At 53.3% G+C, this 17,914-nt stretch carries 10 protein-coding genes and 1 pseudogene; 5 read left to right on the top strand and 6 right to left on the bottom strand.

The window, feature by feature from the left end; all coding sequences use genetic code 11:
* Positions 1 to 371: 371 nt before the first annotated feature.
* Positions 372 to 1,433, bottom strand: coding sequence for a nucleoid-associated protein YejK (yejK, locus tag CUC53_RS09470; RefSeq protein ID WP_167386725.1), 1,062 nt, complete (start codon positions 1,431 to 1,433; stop codon positions 372 to 374).
* A gap of 73 nt (positions 1,434 to 1,506) precedes the next feature.
* Between yejK and CUC53_RS09465 the strand changes: the two genes are divergently transcribed.
* Both CUC53_RS09465 and CUC53_RS09460 read left to right on the top strand, forming a co-directional pair.
* Positions 1,507 to 1,734 carry a YejL family protein gene (locus CUC53_RS09465; protein ID WP_100293931.1) on the top strand — a complete coding sequence of 76 codons (228 nt, stop codon included), beginning with the start codon at positions 1,507 to 1,509 and terminating at the stop codon, positions 1,732 to 1,734.
* 43 nt (positions 1,735 to 1,777) lie between these two features.
* On the top strand, positions 1,778 to 3,628 hold the full coding sequence (locus CUC53_RS09460; RefSeq protein WP_100293930.1) for a DUF3413 domain-containing protein: 1,851 nt from the start codon (positions 1,778 to 1,780) through the stop codon (positions 3,626 to 3,628).
* 191 nt (positions 3,629 to 3,819) lie between these two features.
* Here the strand turns inward: CUC53_RS09460 and CUC53_RS09455 are convergent.
* A pseudogene (locus CUC53_RS09455) lies at positions 3,820 to 4,034 on the bottom strand (transposase domain-containing protein); the annotation flags it as partial.
* 795 nt (positions 4,035 to 4,829) lie between these two features.
* Here CUC53_RS09455 and gltB point away from each other — a divergent pair.
* The gene (gltB, locus tag CUC53_RS09450; RefSeq protein ID WP_100293929.1) at positions 4,830 to 9,287 is read left to right on the top strand and encodes a glutamate synthase large subunit; all 4,458 of its coding nucleotides are present in this window, start codon (positions 4,830 to 4,832) and stop codon (positions 9,285 to 9,287) included.
* 12 nt (positions 9,288 to 9,299) lie between these two features.
* On the top strand, positions 9,300 to 10,715 hold the full coding sequence (locus tag CUC53_RS09445; RefSeq protein WP_100293928.1) for an FAD-dependent oxidoreductase: 1,416 nt from the start codon (positions 9,300 to 9,302) through the stop codon (positions 10,713 to 10,715).
* 139 nt (positions 10,716 to 10,854) lie between these two features.
* Here CUC53_RS09445 and ppx read toward each other — a convergent pair whose 3' ends face one another.
* From ppx to CUC53_RS09430, 3 genes are all read right to left on the bottom strand, one after another.
* Positions 10,855 to 12,345: an exopolyphosphatase gene (ppx, locus tag CUC53_RS09440; protein WP_100293927.1), complete on the bottom strand. Its 1,491-nt coding sequence runs from the start codon at positions 12,343 to 12,345 to the stop codon at positions 10,855 to 10,857.
* Positions 12,335 to 14,404 (bottom strand): polyphosphate kinase 1, encoded by a 2,070-nt coding sequence (gene ppk1 / locus CUC53_RS09435; RefSeq protein ID WP_100293926.1) that lies wholly within the window; start codon positions 14,402 to 14,404, stop codon positions 12,335 to 12,337. The genes ppx and ppk1 overlap by 11 nt, the downstream gene beginning before the upstream one ends.
* A 73-nt stretch (positions 14,405 to 14,477) precedes the next feature.
* Entirely contained in the window at positions 14,478 to 14,990 is a 513-nt protein-coding gene (locus CUC53_RS09430) for a glycine cleavage system transcriptional repressor (RefSeq protein ID WP_100293925.1), read from the bottom strand.
* Between the two features lie 176 nt (positions 14,991 to 15,166).
* Between CUC53_RS09430 and CUC53_RS09425 the strand changes: the two genes are divergently transcribed.
* Positions 15,167 to 16,033, top strand: coding sequence for a DUF2726 domain-containing protein (locus CUC53_RS09425; protein WP_100293924.1), 867 nt, complete (start codon positions 15,167 to 15,169; stop codon positions 16,031 to 16,033).
* Between the two features lie 188 nt (positions 16,034 to 16,221).
* On the opposite strand, the gene thiI is transcribed toward CUC53_RS09425, so the two are convergent.
* A complete protein-coding gene (thiI, locus tag CUC53_RS09420) occupies positions 16,222 to 17,670 on the bottom strand; it encodes a tRNA uracil 4-sulfurtransferase ThiI (RefSeq protein WP_100293923.1) in 1,449 nt (482 codons plus the stop codon).
* Between the last annotated feature and the right edge of the window lie 244 nt (positions 17,671 to 17,914).

The following is a 17,914-nucleotide window of genomic DNA, read 5'->3' as shown; positions in this document are numbered from 1 at the left end:
CGTACTGTAGGGGGTCATTTACGTAACGAATATTATCCCAAGCACCAACTCGCTCACATGACGCAACTCGCATTTTTGAAACACAATTACGTATTATCTTCCATGAAATGTTGAAAACATTTTCTTAAAATAGCTTATCTCTGCACTTACCCCACTCATTTCAGCACAGCAAACGAAAGTTAATTACCAAAGTGAAAATTAATTACCACCAAGAAAGGGTTTTCATCCAAATGAAAACCCTTTCTTGTCATTCATTTGGTTTGGTTTGTTAAATAAAGCACTGTGGGAGTTTCTCCGCCTCTTTGTTTAGCCAATAAAAAAGACCTTTGCGAAGAAAGGTCTTTTTTACAAACAATAATGACTAGATCTGACTACGACTGGCGCAGCAGCTGATCCTTGAGATTGGGCGGCACACCCTTGATTGTCAGGGTGTCGGTCTGAGGGTCGTAAAAGATCCGGCTGTTCAACAGTTTTTGCTCAAAGCTCAGGGTCAGGCCACCGCCAGAGCCGACAAACTTGGTCAAACCGCGTAGGGTAGAACGATCCGCTGGGAAGCGATCTTCCAGCTCATACTCCTGACCGATAAAGCTGTAAAAATCGAGTTCACCACCGCCTTCATGTTTTGTGGAGAGTTCTGCCGACAACTCCTTAATTTCGATCTCTTCACCGGCGCTCGCCTGCTCGGTGCAATATTTGAAGACCTGCTTTTTGTAATCATTTCGCTCGGTCGGTTCGAGCTGGCGACTGTCGCAATAATCTTCTACCGCCTGCAGCAAGCCTTTATTTTGTACCTTGGCATCCATGCCCTCGCGGGCACCCAGCAGATCCATAAAGAAGTCGCCCAGTTTACGACCAATACGCCCCTTGCTGAAGGTGATATAGCGGCGCGAATCAGGCTGGGTTTTCCATTCGGTTAAATCAATGCGAGCCACCAGATTGAGTTTGCCAATATCGAGATACTGGATATGGCGCAATTCCAGCGCTTCGCTGACGGTGACGCTCTCCTTGCCCTCCAGCAGGGCAATCAGCAGATAATCGACCCCGACATAATTGTATTTGGCAAACAGCAGTACCCCTTGCTCATCGAGGGCGTGCTCCACCAGCTGCTTGACCAGCATCTGAGTCACGGTGACCGAAAACGGGACGAATTCGGTCTGCTCGTCGAGCAGCTGTTCGAGGGCGATACGAAACGCGGGTGAAGGCTGCTTGGGAGCCTCTTCACCGTCGGCCAGCTCGGCGACGGCGGCCTCGGGATCGGCAAAGAAGCCAAAGCCCTTGCCGCCCTTGCCGTTGTAGATTCTATGCAGTTCCACCATCAGCCCCTGTACCGCCTCATCAGGGGGTAGGGTCTGACTGCGGGTATCGGCGTGGGGTTGACCATCGCCGCCCTGGCGCAAGGAGTGAAGAATGATCTTGTCGATATCGAGACTCATGTCACAAAGCCATAGTGTTAGCCGAAAGGGTGCAGTATTATAAGGCGCTTTGAACCGAGATGAACTGAAGATTATGCCCATCGTATCAAAGTACAATAACGAGCAGTTTGATGCCCTGATGAACGACCTGATCACCGCGCTGGAAAAGCATAAAGCACCGGTGGATCTCAGCCTTATGGTGCTTGGCAACCTGACCACCAATATCATCAACGGTATGGCACCGGCCCAACGCCAAGCTATCACCGAAAAGTTTGTTCAGGCCCTGACCGCATCGGTCGATAGCCGCCACGAAACACACTAACACTCTTCTAATTATCTGATGTTTTTCAAGTAGATGGATTACTATGGTCGAAACCGGCAACCCTTATCGTGACAACGTTTCTCGCCTGATCACATGGGGGCATTGGTTCTCCTTTTTTAACATCATATTGGCCATGTTGATTGCTACCCGCTATCTGGGTGCTATCAGCTGGCCATCTACTACGCTAGGCATTACCTATTTAGTCGTTAGCTGGATTGGGCACTTCTCGTTTTTGAGCTTTGTCACTTATTTACTCACTATCTTCCCGTTAAGTTTCGTACTTCCCAAAGAGAAACAGCTCCGCTTTATTTCGGCTATTGTTGCTACGTTAGCGCTGGTCATTTTACTTATTGATACCCAAGTATTCCGGTTATTTAAGTTCCATCTCAATGGGCATGTATGGCAGCTGCTACTTGATCAGGCCCAGACAGAAAAAGGCTCCACATGGAGTATTATTTTTGTCGCAGTACCCACTATTTTCTTATTACAGCTATTGTTGTCTGCTCATGTTTGGCGAATGGTCAATAAACGCAAACGCCGGCAGTACGGTAATCAAGTAGGATTAGCACTACTGATCTGTTTCATTCTCACCCACGTGGTCAATAGCTGGGCTGATGCAACACTTTATCAGCCCATCACGATGCAAAAAGCTAACTTCCCCCTCTCCTATCCAATGACAGCCAAAAGCTTCTTAGCTAAACAAGGTTGGTTAGATCTAGATGAATATGAGCGCGAAGCTGAATCTCAGGATAGTGATGGCGAAAATCGGTTGAATTATCCACTGCGGCCACTGACCGTCAGTGTACCAACCCGCCACAAGAACTTGCTGATTGTGGTGGTTAACTCACTCCGTGCTGACATGCTTAATAACATCAATATGCCTAATCTCCAGCGTTACGCTGATCAGAAAATGGTCTTTAAAAATCATTTCAGTGGCGGTAATGATGATGTGATGGGCATGTTTAGCCTATTTTATGGTCTTCCAGGACACTACTATCCGGCTATTAGCAGCGACAAGCGCCCACCAATTCTGTTTGATGAAATGCTGCGCCAAGATTATCAGTTTGGTCTGTTTGGGATTCTTGAGGACGCACGGAAATATCGTAAAAGTATCCTGTCTGGTCTGCGCAAACAGGTATTTATTTCCGAACAAGGTAATGATGAAACCCTCCTGAAAGATTGGCAGCAATGGTTAGATAAACGCCCCCAAGATCGCCCTTGGTTTTCACTTGTTTATCTGTCTAGCCCTGGTAACTATCAGCTACCAGAGACCATGAAGGGCCCCTTCCAACCAGAGCTCACCAAAGTAAATCCGGCAACGGCTTATCAGGCTAACAACTTGCCAAAACTTGAGAATCGCTACAAAAACTCCGTGTTCTATACCGACCAATTGCTCGAACAGATGCTCAATAATTTACAGCAGCAGGGCATGGATAACGACACCATAGTGGTGATTACCTCGGATCATGGCCAAGAGCTCAACGACACACTCAACAATAGTTGGGGGGCTGGCAGCAACTACTCCCCCTACCAGGTACAGGTGCCATTTGTACTGGCCTGGCCTGGTCGGCCTAGTCAACAATTCGCACAACCAAGTAGTCACATGGATCTCGCGCCGACCCTGATGCAAGGCATGCTGGGTGTACGTAACCCAGCCCGTGATTACAGTATTGGGCGTAGCTTATTTGACACCAGCCCACGCCCTTGGTTATTAGCAGGCGATCAAAATGACTTTGCTATTTACCAAGGCAACACCATCACCCACTTTAATAAGCAGGGCGACTTCCAATTACTCGACCTAGACAGTTATCGCCCACTTAAACACAGTAATCCGGATATGGGTGCAATGATTCAGGTCATGAATGAGTTGAACCGTTTTTACCGCCATCCTTGATAAGGAAGACAACGCAGAAAGTAAAAAGCCCGCAAAATTCTGCGGGCTTTTTACTGAATATCTGGGTTGCTTAAGCGACAACTAAGAACCTATTCCAGTAAACGTCAGTGGCGCAATCAATGTGATCACGCACACAGTACAGTAAAGGAACCACTGCGTACGTGGCGTATGTGAAAATTTCGAGCATGACGCAGGATATCAAGCTGATTGACCAGTTGAGTCATGGGAACGTGGTGGAAGATCGCCATGCCGATGATGGCCCAGACCAGTCACACCATGGGCATGCGCCGCAGGTGCAGGGTAGTGACGCCTTCCTCGCTCAGCAGAGTCATGATGAGCTCGGGGGGATGAGGGCGGAGAGTAACTCAAACTGGGCAACATTGCTGACGTGAAGGAAGTCGAGAGCCTAGTCGATACGCATAAAAAATCTGAAACTAAATCAACAGGTTTTGGATTTTCACACGTCAGGAGGAGCGGTCAAGTAATCCTTAACTGATCGGCATTAGGCCCAGTAGCCGGTATTGGCTACCACTGCCGGTTGCAAGGCCCCCCCCAGTCAGACCACCACTCACCCTTTATAACCTCCCAGCAGCTGGCAAAAAAAGCGCCAGCAAATAAAACGATCATGGGATTGAGAACACCTGTTAGCGATTGGTATTCCCTCGCAAGGGCTATCACAACCATGTATAGATATTCACAAAAAACCGAATAAATATATAAATAACACAGTGTAATGATCGGTTTAATGTCGCTTGACCCACTGATGATTTTTTTGTCAAATTGCTAAGATCGATGATAAGGCATTGTTGAACAATGAAAAATTCAACGTGCATGGTAACGCAATAAATTCAAGCGCTACACTCACAAAATGTGATCGGCGTGTTCACCCACTAGATCTGATTAGTAAAATTACTACATTTAACCACACAGATGGAGTCAACCACTAAGGTCTAACTTGACAGATGGTTATGCTAAAAAAATACACTTTATCGAAATTAACATTATATTATTTCCGCCAAACTGCCGTAAAAGCACATTTTGTTATGCGAATGTAAGAAGAGAAACAGCGCCGTTGTCTCATTGACCTTATGGAAAAATCCCATTAGTTTGGTGGTCCGCCACCTCAAGGCGTACGGAACCACAAGAGCCGATCGCAATTTATGCAGTTTGCAATGCAAGGTCGAGCAAGGGAGAAATTGCAATGTCACTATATGATCCAACGCTGGAGAGGGATAACTGTGGCTTCGGCCTGTTGGCCCACATGGAAGGTGTCGCCAGCCACAAACTTGTCCGTCTTGCGATGTCAGCCTTGGCTCGCATGCAGCACCGCGGCGGCATTTCAGCCGACGGCAAGACCGGCGATGGTTGCGGCTTATTACTACAAAAACCGGACAGTTTTTTTAGGGCCGTAGCCGAAGAGAAAGGATGGCATCTGGGCCGCAAATACGCGGTAGGTATGCTGTTTCTCAACCCAGATCCGGTACTGGCGCAAGCCACTCGCGATATCATTGATGAAGAACTCGAAAGAGAGACCTTAAGTCTGGTTGGTTGGCGCAAAGTGCCTATCGATACCAATGTCCTCGGCGACATTGCCAAGGCTTCGTTACCTAATATCGAACAAGTATTTGTTAACGCGCCACCGGGCTGGGTTGAACAAGACCTAGAGCGGCGCCTCTATATCGTACGCCGTCGTATCGAGAAGCGGATCAACGACGATTACTTCTATGTTGTCAGCTTATCCAACCTAGTCACCGTCTATAAAGGGCTGTGCATGCCGGTGGATTTGCCGCGTTTTTATCTCGACTTAGCAGATATTCGCATGCAGGCAGCTATCTGCGTGTTTCACCAGCGTTTCTCAACCAACACCAGTCCACGCTGGCCACTGGCCCAGCCGTTTCGCTATCTGGCCCATAACGGCGAGATCAACACCATCGCGGGCAACCGCCAATGGGCCAAGGCGCGCAGCTACAAGTTTGCGACCCCGCTGATCCCCGATTTGCAAGAAGCGGCCCCGTTCGTCAACACCACCGGCTCTGACTCCTCCAGCCTCGACAATATGCTGGACTTATTCTTAGCCGGTGGCATGGACCTGTTCCGCGCCATGCGTCTACTGATCCCGCCAGCGTGGCAAAAACACCCGAACATGGATGATGACCTGCGCGCCTTCTATGACTTTAACTCCATGCACATGGAGCCATGGGATGGCCCAGCGGGCATCGTCATGACCGACGGCCGCTACGCCACCTGCGCGCTGGACCGCAATGGCCTGCGCCCAGCCCGCTACGTCATCACCAAAGACAAGTTCATCACCTTGGCCTCCGAAGTAGGCACCTGGGACTACACCCCAGACGAAGTGTTGGAAAAAGGGCGGGTTGGCCCGGGCGAGCTATTCGTAGTCGATACCCGCAACGGCAAGGTGTGGACCAGCTTCGAGATCGATGACGATCTCAAAAACCGTCATACCTACCGTCAGTGGATGAATAAGCATTGCACTCGACTCGTGCCGTTCGAACAGATGGATGATGCGAGCACCGGTGCCCGCGCCTTCTCGAACGACCAGCTGAAAACCTATCAAAAGCTGTTCGGCTACTCCTTCGAGGAGCTCGACCAGATCATTCGGGTGCTCGGCGAGAATGGCCAAGAGGCTGTCGGCTCGATGGGCGATGACACCCCGATGGCGGTGCTCTCCTCCGGTCAGCGCACGCTCTATGATTACTTCCGCCAGATGTTCGCACAGGTGACCAACCCACCTATCGACCCGCTGCGGGAAAACCACGTGATGTCACTGGCCACCTGTATCGGTCGCGAACAAAACGTCTTCAACGAGACCTTTGGTCACGCTCACCGCGTGCTGTTCCAGTCACCGATCCTGCTCTATTCCGACTTTAGCCAGTTATTGGCCCTGGAAGGCGAGCACTACCGTCATCAGGTGATCAGCCTCAACTTCAAGCCCGAAGAGGGGCTGGAAGCGGCCATCGTGCGCATCTGCGATGAGGCCAAAACCGCAGCCAAGAGTGGCACTGTGCTGCTGGTGCTGTCAGATCGTGATATCAGCGCAGATACCCTGCCAATCCCAGCAGCCATGGCGGTGGGCGCGGTGCAACGTACCTTGGTGGACAACAATCTGCGTTGTGACGCCAACATTCTGGTGGAGACCGCCAGCGCCCGTGATCCGCACCACTTCTCGGTGCTGCTCGGCTTTGGCGCTACCGCTATCTACCCCTATCTCGCTTATGAGACCTTAGCGAAGCAGGTTGAGGAGGGCATCCTCACCATGTCACTGCGTGAGGCGGTACTCAATTACCGCAACGGTATCAATAAGGGGCTCTATAAGGTGATGTCCAAGATGGGCATCAGCACGGTTGCCAGCTACCGTTGCTCCCAGCTGTTCGAAGCGGTAGGCCTGGCCAAAACGGTGGTCGATAGCTGCTTCCGCGGTGTGTCGAGCCGTATTCAGGGTGCCGACTTCAGCGACATTCAGCAAGATCAGCACAATCTGGCCCGTCAAGCCTGGCTGGCACGTAAACCACTCACCCACGGCGGCTTGCTCAAATTTGTGCATGGCGGCGAGTATCACACCTACAACCCCGATGTGGTGCAAACCCTGCAAACCGCAGTGCGCTCCGGCAACTACGCCGATTACAAGGAGTACGCACGGCTGGTCAACGAGCGCCCAGTGGCCACCTTGCGCGATCTGCTGACGCTCAACCCAGTCGACACGCCGGTCTCGCTGGATCAGGTGGAGCCGGCTGACAAGCTGTTCCCCCGTTTCGACTCCGCCGCCATGTCCATCGGCGCCCTCGGCCCTGAAGCCCACGAGGCCCTAGCCGTGGCGATGAACCGCCTTGGCGGTCAGAGCAACTCAGGTGAAGGTGGCGAAGATCCTAAGCGCTTTGGCACTGAGAAAAACTCCCGCATCAAGCAGGTAGCATCCGGTCGCTTTGGCGTCACCCCCCACTACCTGATGAACGCCGATGTGGTGCAGATCAAGGTGGCTCAAGGGGCCAAGCCTGGCGAAGGTGGCCAGCTGCCCGGTGACAAGGTGACCGCCCAGATCGCCAAGCTGCGCTATTCAGTGCCCGGCGTGACCCTGATCTCACCGCCGCCACACCACGATATTTACTCCATCGAGGATCTGGCTCAGCTCATCTTCGACATCAAGCAGATCAACCCGAACTGTTTGGTGTCAGTGAAGCTGGTCTCAGAGCCGGGCGTTGGCACCATCGCCTGTGGCGTGGCCAAAGCCTATGCCGATTTCATTACCGTCTCCGGCTACGACGGCGGTACTGGCGCCAGCCCGCTGACCTCGGTCAAATATGCGGGCTCCCCATGGGAGCTGGGGCTGGCTGAAACCCAGCAGGCACTGGTGGCCAACGGCCTGCGCCATAAGGTGCGGCTGCAGGTAGATGGCGGGCTTAAAACCGGGCTAGACATCATCAAGGCGGCCATCCTCGGCGCTGAGAGCTTCGGTTTTGGCACCGGCCCCATGGTGGCGCTCGGTTGCAAATACCTGCGGATCTGCCACCTCAATAACTGTGCCACCGGCGTGGCCACCCAAGACGAAAAACTGCGCCGCGAACACTTCACCGGCCTACCCGAGATGGTAATGAACTACTTCAAGTTCATCGCTGAGGAGACCCGCGAGCTGATGGCCGAGTTGGGTGTCACCCAGCTCACCGATCTGATCGGTCGCACCGATCTGCTGGCTGCCCTGCCCGGCCTCACGGCCCGGCAAACCAAGCTCGATCTTAGTGGCATTCTGGCCCGTCCGGTGGCACCGGCAGGTTCCAGCCTGTTTAGTCAGCAGCATAACCCCACCTTCGACAAGGGGCCGCTCAACCTGAAAATGGTGGAAGACCTGCTAAGCGCAGTGGAAACCTCAAGCGGTGGCGAGTTCCGCTACGACATTCGCAACACCGACCGCTCGGTAGGGGCGCGTCTTTCTGGCGAAATCGTCAAGCGTCATGGTAACCAAGGGATGGCGGCCGATCCGGTACGGGTTCACTTCAACGGTACTGCGGGTCAGAGCTTCGGCGTCTGGAACGCAGGGGGCCTTGAGATGATCCTCACTGGCGATGCCAACGACTACGTAGGCAAAGGAATGACCGGCGGTAAGCTGGTGGTCAAGCCGCATGTTGGCGTGGCGTTTAAATCCCACGAAGCAGCCATTATCGGCAACACCTGCTTGTATGGCGCCACCGGTGGCCAGCTCTACGCAGCAGGCACGGCGGGCGAGCGTTTCGCGGTGCGCAACTCTGGCGCCTTGGCCGTGGTTGAGGGGATCGGTGACAACGGCTGCGAATACATGACCGGCGGCATCGTCACCATTCTTGGTAAGACTGGCGTTAACTTTGCCGCAGGCATGACTGGCGGCTTTGCCTACGTGCTCGATGAGTGCGGCAACTTTGCCAAACGTACCAACCCCGAGCTGGTCGAGCTGCTAGACGTGGCGAACCTCGCCATCCATCAGGAGCATTTGCGCGGTATTATCACGGCGCACCTTAACGAGACCGGTAGCTCACGCGCCGAGGAGATCTTGGCCAACTTCGACTCCTATGTGCCCATGTTCAGGCTGATCAAACCCAAGTCTAGCGATGTTAAATCGCTGCTCGGCCACACCAGCCGTTCCAGTGCAGAACTCAGAATCCAGGCACAATAAGGAGGGAACCCTATGAGCCAGAACGTATTTCAGTTTATTGATGTCCAGCGGGTTGATCCCCCCAAGAAGCCGCTCAAAATCCGCAAAATCCAATTTGTGGAGATTTATGAGCCCTTCAACCAAGCACAAGTGGGGATGCAAGCCGATCGCTGCCTCGACTGTGGCAACCCCTATTGCGAGTGGAAGTGCCCGGTGCATAACTACATCCCCAACTGGCTAAAACTGGCCAATGAGGGGCGCATTCTGGAGGCGGTGGAGCTTTCCCACCAAACCAACAGTCTGCCAGAGGTATGTGGTCGGGTCTGCCCGCAAGATCGTCTGTGCGAGGGTGCTTGCACCCTCAACGATCGCTTCGGGGCAGTCACCATCGGTAATATCGAAAAATATATCACCGACAAAGCCTTTGAGATGGGCTGGCGCCCTGATCTCTCCAATGTGATCAAAACCGATAAGCGAGTCGCGGTGATCGGTGCCGGCCCAGCGGGTCTGGCCTGTGCCGATGTGCTCGCGCGCAATGGCGTGACCCCAGTGGTGTTTGACAAATACCCAGAGATCGGTGGTCTGCTCACCTTCGGTATCCCCTCTTTTAAGTTAGAAAAAGAGGTGATGCAGCGTCGGCGCGAGATCTTCGAAGGCATGGGCATCGAATTTCGTCTCGAAACCGAAGTGGGCAAAGATGTCACCTTCGCCGACCTGCTCGGCGAGTTCGATGCGGTCTTCCTCGGGGTCGGCACTTACAAGTACATGAAGGGTGGCTTTGCCAACGAAGAGGCGCCGGGCGTCTATGACGCCCTGCCCTACCTCATCGCCAACGCCAACCGATTGCTGGGGTTCGAGAAGGCGCAGAGCGATTATATCGACTTTGCTGGCAAGCAGGTGGTGGTGCTCGGCGGCGGCGATACCGCCATGGATTGCGTGCGCACTGCCATCCGTCAGGGGGCCGACAAGGTGATCTGTGCCTATCGGCGTGATGCCGAGAACATGCCAGGCTCCAAGCGGGAGGTGAAAAATGCCCAAGAGGAGGGGGTGGAATTTATGTTCAACCTCCAACCTATCGGCGTCGAGCTCGATGCTAACGGCCACACCTGCGGCATCAAGGTAGTGAGCACTGAGCTGGGTGAACCCGACGCTAATGGCCGCCGCAATCCGGTAGTCATTACCGGCTCTGAGCAAGTGCTTCCTGCCGATGCAGTGGTGATGGCGTTTGGCTTCCAGCCCAATCCCCAGCCCTGGCTGGCGGAGTTTGGTATTCACCTCGACAGCCGAGATCGGATTAAGGCGCGCGAGCAAGCCGACTATGCCTTCCAAACCACTAACCCGAAAGTATTTGCTGGTGGTGATGCGGTGCGCGGCTCTGATCTGGTGGTCACCGCCATCTATGAAGGGCGCAAAGCGGCCGAAGGGATCATGGACTATCTGGCGGTCTAAGCTAACCATCCCACACCGTCATCCACGCTAACAATCAGCCCCGCATCTGCGGGGCTGACTTTTTTATATCGTGCTCAGTTCATCATGTTGGCCACTTGGCTCGCGCTTGATGATCCAACAAGCGAACCCCACGCCCCCGTTAATGACGTACAAATAGCAGTGGCCACCCCTGCTCGTGGCAATAACGCTGCTCTTTTTCAAGATTTTGCATCAATAAGCGGTTCTCTTCGCACCAGCTCGCGGGCAGGTTTACCACTAGCTGTTCCCCTTCAGCATCCACATGCCACGGGGGCAGCAGATCATCTTGCCGCTTGTGATGAGCCGCCACTGCTAAACGCAGGATGCGGATGCAGCGCAGCACGGTTTGCACGTCGTGGTTAGGTAATGGCGGTAATTCGGCGAGCTTAAGCCCCTTGCGTTGAAACCGCACCAGCGCGGCCAGCAACGTCTGATCGTCTTGATTAAAGCCGGGTAGATCGGTGTGCTGCAAAATATAGGCTGAGTGACGGTGGATGCCGCTGTAGTTGATGGCAAGGCCAATCTCGTGCAGACGCGCCGCCCAGCCAAGGATGGCCCGATACGGCTCTATCGCCAGCTGCCAGGGGGTATGCAGCGCATCAAATAGTGTCAATACGCTCTGCTCCACCCGCGTGGCCTGCCTCTTATCCATCCGGTAATGAGTGCCGAGCGCTTGCGCGGTGCGCTCACGAATATCGTGATGCTGCAGGCGCTCTTCAAACTCGTAGAGCAGCCCTTCACGCAGCGCGCCGTCAGAGTAATCGAGCCGCTCAATCGGCAGCGACAGAAACAGCCCCAGCAAAATGGCAACTGCGGCAGCAAACACCTCGTGCCGCTCCTCCGACAACCCAGCAAGCTTAAGATGGTCGAGGTGTTTTGCTGCAATCAGCCTCTCTTTAAGCTGCGCTAACCCACTGAGGGTCAGGGTGCCGTCAGTGATCCCCTCTGCTTGCAGCACATCACGCACGGTGCGAATCGACCCTGAACTGCCAAGGCAACGCTGCCACCCTAATTTGCGGTACTGGTTAACAATTGGGGCCAGTTGATGCTGCGCTTCTAATATGGCACCGCTAAAGGCTTTTTCGGTGAGCTTGCTGCTGGCAAAGAAACCTTGGGTAAAGCTGACGCAGCCCATCTTGCGGCTGGTGAGGGCCTTCGGGACAAAGCCTTCACCAATGATGAGCTCGGTGCTACCACCACCAATGTCGATCACCAGCGCTTGCCCCTCGATGTGCTGGGTATGGGCCACACCTTGATAGATCAGACGCGCCTCCTCCTGACCACTGATGATCTCGATGGGGTGGTTGAGCACTTTGGCGGCTTCACTCACGAATTCACGGGCGTTACTAGCGCGGCGCAGGGTATAGGTGCCAGCGATGCGAATATGCTCTGGCTTGATATTCGTGAGGCGCTCGGCAAACAGAGATAGACAAGCCAGACCACGGGCCATTGCCGCTGGGCTCATTCGTTTCTGTTCATCCATCCCTTCGGCGAGCCTAACCCGCTCTTTGAGGCGATCGACAATGCGAAAACGCCCTTCACTGAGATGCGCGATCACCATGTGGAAACTGTTAGAACCCAGATCCACCGCCGCATAGAGGCTATTGTCCATTATTTGACTCGATTCGTTTGAGGTAGTCATAAATCTCGACTTGCGAGCGTATTTTACGGCGATTGCCTCGCTTGACGTATTCGTTACGCTGCTCGGCATCAATCACTCTGGCCTTACTGGTGTCACTCAGTTGCAGCTCGAGAATATCCAAGATCCGCTGTTTGAGGCGCTCGTCATAAATGGGAGTACCCACCTCGATTCGGCCGTCGATGTTACGGCTCATCCAGTCGGCGCTGGAGATGTAGAGCTGGGGATTACCCTTGTTGTGAAACACCATCACCCGTGGGTGCTCAAGGAAGCGGTCAATGATGCTGATCACCTTGATGTTGTCACTAAGACCCGGCACCCCAGGACGCAGGGCACACATGCCCCGGATAATCATCTGAATGGGCACCCCAGCCTGACCCGCAGCATAGAGCCGATTAATCAAATCCCGATCGACCAAGTTATTGATCTTAAGCGTGATGCCACTGGGTTGACCCGCTTTGGCGTTAGTCAGCTCATTGTCAATCAGCCGGTAGAGCTGACGACGGCTGTTGATGGGTGACACCAGCAGGTGATTGAACTTGTAGCGCCGATACGGATATTCAATGTATTCAAACACCCCTTCCACCTCAGCGGTGATGTCTGGGTTGCGGGTCAGCAGCGAGAAGTCGGTGTAGATCTTGGCGGTCTTCTCGTTGAAGTTGCCAGTACCGATATGGGCGTAGCGCACCGACTCGCCATTTTCGTGGCGGGTGATGAGACAGAGCTTGGAGTGGATCTTGAGACTCGGCACTCCAAACACCACCTTGACCCCCGCATCGGTGAGGATGTTAGCCCAGTCGATGTTGGCGGCCTCGTCGAAACGAGCGCGCAGCTCGACCACCACGGTCACCTTCTTGCCGTTGTTGGCGGCATCGATGAGGGAGTGGATAATCCGCGACTTCTTGGCGACTCGGTAGATATTGATGCGAATGGCGCTGACCGCCGGATCGAACGCCGCTTGGCGCACCAGCTCGGTGAAATGATGAAACTTGTGATACGGGTAGTAGAGCAGAATATCCTGCTTGGTAATCGCATCGAAGGCGTTGACGAAGCCATCAAAATCACGGCAATCGAGGGCCGGCAGCTTAGGGTTTTCCAGATAATCTCGGCCCACGTTGGGGAAGCCGATGAAATCCTTGAAGTTGTGATAGCGCCCCCCCGGCATGATGGCGTCGTAGGAGCTGATCTGCAGCTTGAGCTTGAGGAAGCTTATCATGGCGGCAGGCATCTCCCGCTCGTAGACAAAGCGCACCGGCATGGCGGTGAGGCGCTGCTTCAAGCCATCACTCATCTTGTCCACCAAGCTCAAGTCCAGCTGATCAGAGAGATCATACTCGGCATCTCGGGTCAGCTTGACCGCGTAGGCGGCAATTTCGTCGTAGTCGAAAAAGCCTTTAAAGATCTCGTCGAGACAGAAGCGGATGACGTTATCCAAAATAATAATCTGCTTCTTGCGCCGAGTCCCCTCCGGCGGCAGCTGGAAGAAGCGGGGCAAGTCATCGGTCGGCACCTCCACTAACGCGTACTGGATCACCTGACCATTTTTCTTCATCTCGATAGCCAGATAGGTGTGCTCATCCTTGAGGAACTTGACCGGATTGACCTCTTTATTGAGTAAGATCGGGATGATGTGGCGCAGCACTTTTTCCTTGAAGAAGACCCGAAGCCATTGCTGGATCGCCTCAGAAAGCTGGTTTTCGTTGACCAGAAAGATGTTATGGCGGGCCAGTGCGATCAGCAGCTCTTTGTAGGTGTTGTCGAACGCCTCACCGAGCGCCATCACTTTCTGTTGGATCGCTCTGAGCAGGGTAATAGCATCGTTATCGCCGCCATGGACTTCATTAATCAGGATGCGACGTTTCACATCCGATACTCGAACCTTGAAAAACTCATCCTGATTGGAGGAGAAAATCCCCAAGAAGCGCACCCGTTCGATGAGGGGAACCGTTTTGTCCATCGCCTCTTGTAACACCCGTTCATTGAATGAAAGCCAGCTTAGCTCTTTCTCTTCATACAGCTTATCGGTGCTCATGTTGTGCCTCTGATGTCAGACTGCCTATGCAGCCGTGGTGGCGTGAATATATGACGTTTTAATGACGGAAATATTACTCACCAACATCTTCGTCAATATCAACCACTAGGTCATCGGAAAGGGCTTCTAGTGCCGAAACCAGTGTTTCGAGGGCGAGCCCATCAGGGAGTGCAACCAACGCATGGGCATAAAAAAGCGGGGCGCCAGAGTGGGGCGCGGGCTCACAGCCCGTCGTGAGATCGGCCACATTGATATTGAGCTGGCGCAGCAGACTGGCCAACTCGTGGACGATGCCCGGTCTGTCATTACCGGTGACCGTCATCATCAATTGATGAGGAGGTTCGACGTGCGTAGTGCCTTCGGCAAAACTGATGGTGAGATCCGGCAGATTGACTAATGCCTCGCACAAGCGACCATAGTGTTGGTCAGGGACCGAGACATGAAGGATACCGGCAAACTGGCCTGCCAGCTCACTCATGGCACTGCCCAGCCAGTTGCCTTGCTCACGATTGATGACGGCAGCCAACACCTCGACGATACCCGGTTTGTCTGCCCCGATCACGGTGATCACCAATTGCTTTTGCATCCTGCTCTCCTTGGAATTGGGTTCCCCTGCATTGTGCCTGCTGCTGCTGGTCATATGAAGCCCCATCCGTGCTAATTGGCGAAAAAGCGGGGATGCCATCCGCTCGCCTGCTGCCTTAGCCACCATCAGCTGTGGTAAGGTAAGCGCCTTTCGGATTAGCACTGGGTTGTTATTTCATGAATATGCTCGTTATGTCAGCGTTGCTACTGTCTGTATTACTTGTCCTGGTATGGATCTGGCACAAGAGACGGCTATCGGCTTACTTACCTTGTGAGCTGCAAGAGGCCTTGCTTAGTCCAGCCGAGTGGTCATTTCTTAACGCATTGACGCTAGCAGTGGGTAATGAAACCCGCGTGTTCACCAAAGTGCACTTAGCATCTGTGTTGACCCCCAAAGCGACGCTCGGTAAAAAACAGTGGCAGCAATTATTCAATCAGATCAACGACGAGCACATCGATTTTCTACTTTGCCATCCTGACAGCCTCAGGTTTATCTGCGCGCTGACACTCGACGAGGCTGCGTCGCGTCATCTCAAACGCCAGCCACGGGAGTCTCTGTTACAACTCGCCTGTGACAGTGCAGGTCTGCCCCTGCTGCAAATACCTGTCAGTAGTGAGTATCCGATCGATGCGCTACGCGCTCAGATCCTTCCGCTGCTACTGGCACCCCGCGAGCCTTACGAGGAGCCCTCACAGCCCGGTGAGCGGCGCGAGCCGACCTTCAATCCACGATTGCTCGCGGGGATCGACATCGAGGAAGGCACTCATCATCACTCAACAGGTGGTCATCATGCTCACCCTTCCCCAGTTGAGGCATCACAAACAGGCATCGTGCACCCAGCCGAGGAAGAGGAAAGTGACCTGTTTAGCGATGAACAGGAGGACGCCACACCCCACTGCCCGCGCTGTGCCGCCCCCCTGATTGAGCGTGAAGTGAGAAAAGGGCCTCATGCCGGCCAGCTTTTTCTTGCCTGTACCCGTTTCCCCGATTGCCGCTATGTGGTCCCTCGCGCGCAATTTCAGCCCCACCCCCACCACCCATAAGAGCGACTGATAAAACTGATAACAGGGGGCTGCTCGCAGCCTCTTGCATCATCCCCCCCATCGCCAGCATGCGCCGTCATCTCTGCGGTGACCTCGGTTCGAACAGAGAGGGTTAAACAACAGTGCCGATCAGCTTGAACTGATCGGCACTGTTTGTCTTGATTGGCTTGGTGGTCAATCACTCCCCATTACGGGCGGTATACCTTTACATTATTAAACCCTTTCTCTTTAAGGTAGAGCGCTTGCAGCTTGCTCATCACGCCGCGGTCACAGTAAAGCAGATAGGTTTTATCTTTGGATAAATCAGCGAATGTGGTCGCTAACTTAAAGAAAGGAATATGCAGCACATCCACCCCTGCCACGACCAACGGTTTGTCGTCGTGTTCATCAGCAGAGCGGATATCCAAAATCACCTCATTGGCCGCAAACGCTTGGGTCGTTTCCACTTCCTGTACATCTGCGGCGGTCTCTTCGCCGATGCGGCGGATATCTAGGTGGCGGGCCTCGCGCACCACTCGTTCTAAAATGGCGAAGTCCATATTCCTCTCCTCCATTTCAATCCGTGCAAGCTCGGCTTTCACGGTCGGCTTCTGGGAGATAACTCCGCAATATTCAGGCATCGTTTCGGCAAACTCTAACGTGCCAATACGGCGAGCCTCGTTGATGATGTCTGGTTTATCCCACGTAATCAGCGGACGCAGGATCACCTTGTCGGTCACCCTATCGATGACATTGAGATTGGTCAGGGTCTGGCTGGATACCTGCCCTACACACTCCCCCGTCACCAGTGCTGGTATCTGGAAATAATCGGCAACCTGGCCTGCGGCCCGCATCATCATCCGCTTGAGCACAACCCCCATCTGGCCGTTATCGACTTTCTCTAGGATCTCAGCTACTACAGGTTCAAAATCGATGGCCGTGAAGCGCACCTTATGAGACGCCCCAAACTTATTCCACAAGTAGTAGGCCACCTGTTTGACCCCAATCTCATGCGCCGCACCGCCTAAATTGAAAAAGCAATAGTGGACTCGGCAACCCCGTTTAATGAATTGATAAGAGGCCACTCCCGAGTCAAACCCGCCAGAAAGCAGGCTCAGTACATCTTCCTGAGTCGCCATAGGAAAGCCACCGATGCCATGATGCACCGCGCTGACGATGTACAGCTCATCATTCTCAACTTCTAAGTTGACCTTAATATCTGGCTTTTTAAGACGCACGCCCGCCGTCTCACAGTGCTGATTTAACCCGCCGCCAACATAGCGCTCCAGCTCCAGTGAACTGAAATCATGCTGACCAATCCGGCGAGCTCGCACACAAAAGGTCTTCCCTTTTAAGCGCTCGCCCCAAACGGCGCGAGTCTGCTCAAAAATGTCATGTAAATCCGTGAATTTACTCAGCTTCACTTCGAGAAAATATTGAATACCTGGGATAGAGGCCAAGGTGTCAAGGTAACGGTCATGGAACTGATCATTGCGCGAGCTCACCACCAATTTATCCCAGTCCATTCTCACACGGGCATCTTCGTCAAAACGTCGCAACACATTACGAATGTTGCCTTGTAACATTTTGGTAAAACGCTGACGAACCGACTTGCTCTTAATGGTGATTTCAGGGAACAACTTGATGATGAACTTCATGGGGGCTCTTTAAAATTAATTTAAATAAAACAGTGAATTAGATAGCTACTTGCGTAGTATTCACAGAACTATTCGAACGATGACCAAACGCGCATTATTTCACAGCACCCCGCTCCTCGCTACCCTAGGGTGATCGTCAGCACTGACTTGCGGCGCCATCTTCGGTCTATTGCGAGATCGCAAATAAGTAAAAACCCCAAGTAAATTAATTACTTGGGGTTATGATTTGGCGGTGAGGGAGGGA

It is taken from the genome of Aeromonas cavernicola (assembly GCF_002795305.1).
In the GTDB taxonomy this organism is placed as follows: domain Bacteria; phylum Pseudomonadota; class Gammaproteobacteria; order Enterobacterales; family Aeromonadaceae; genus Aeromonas; species Aeromonas cavernicola.
This window is presented reverse-complemented; position numbering and strand designations above follow the sequence as displayed.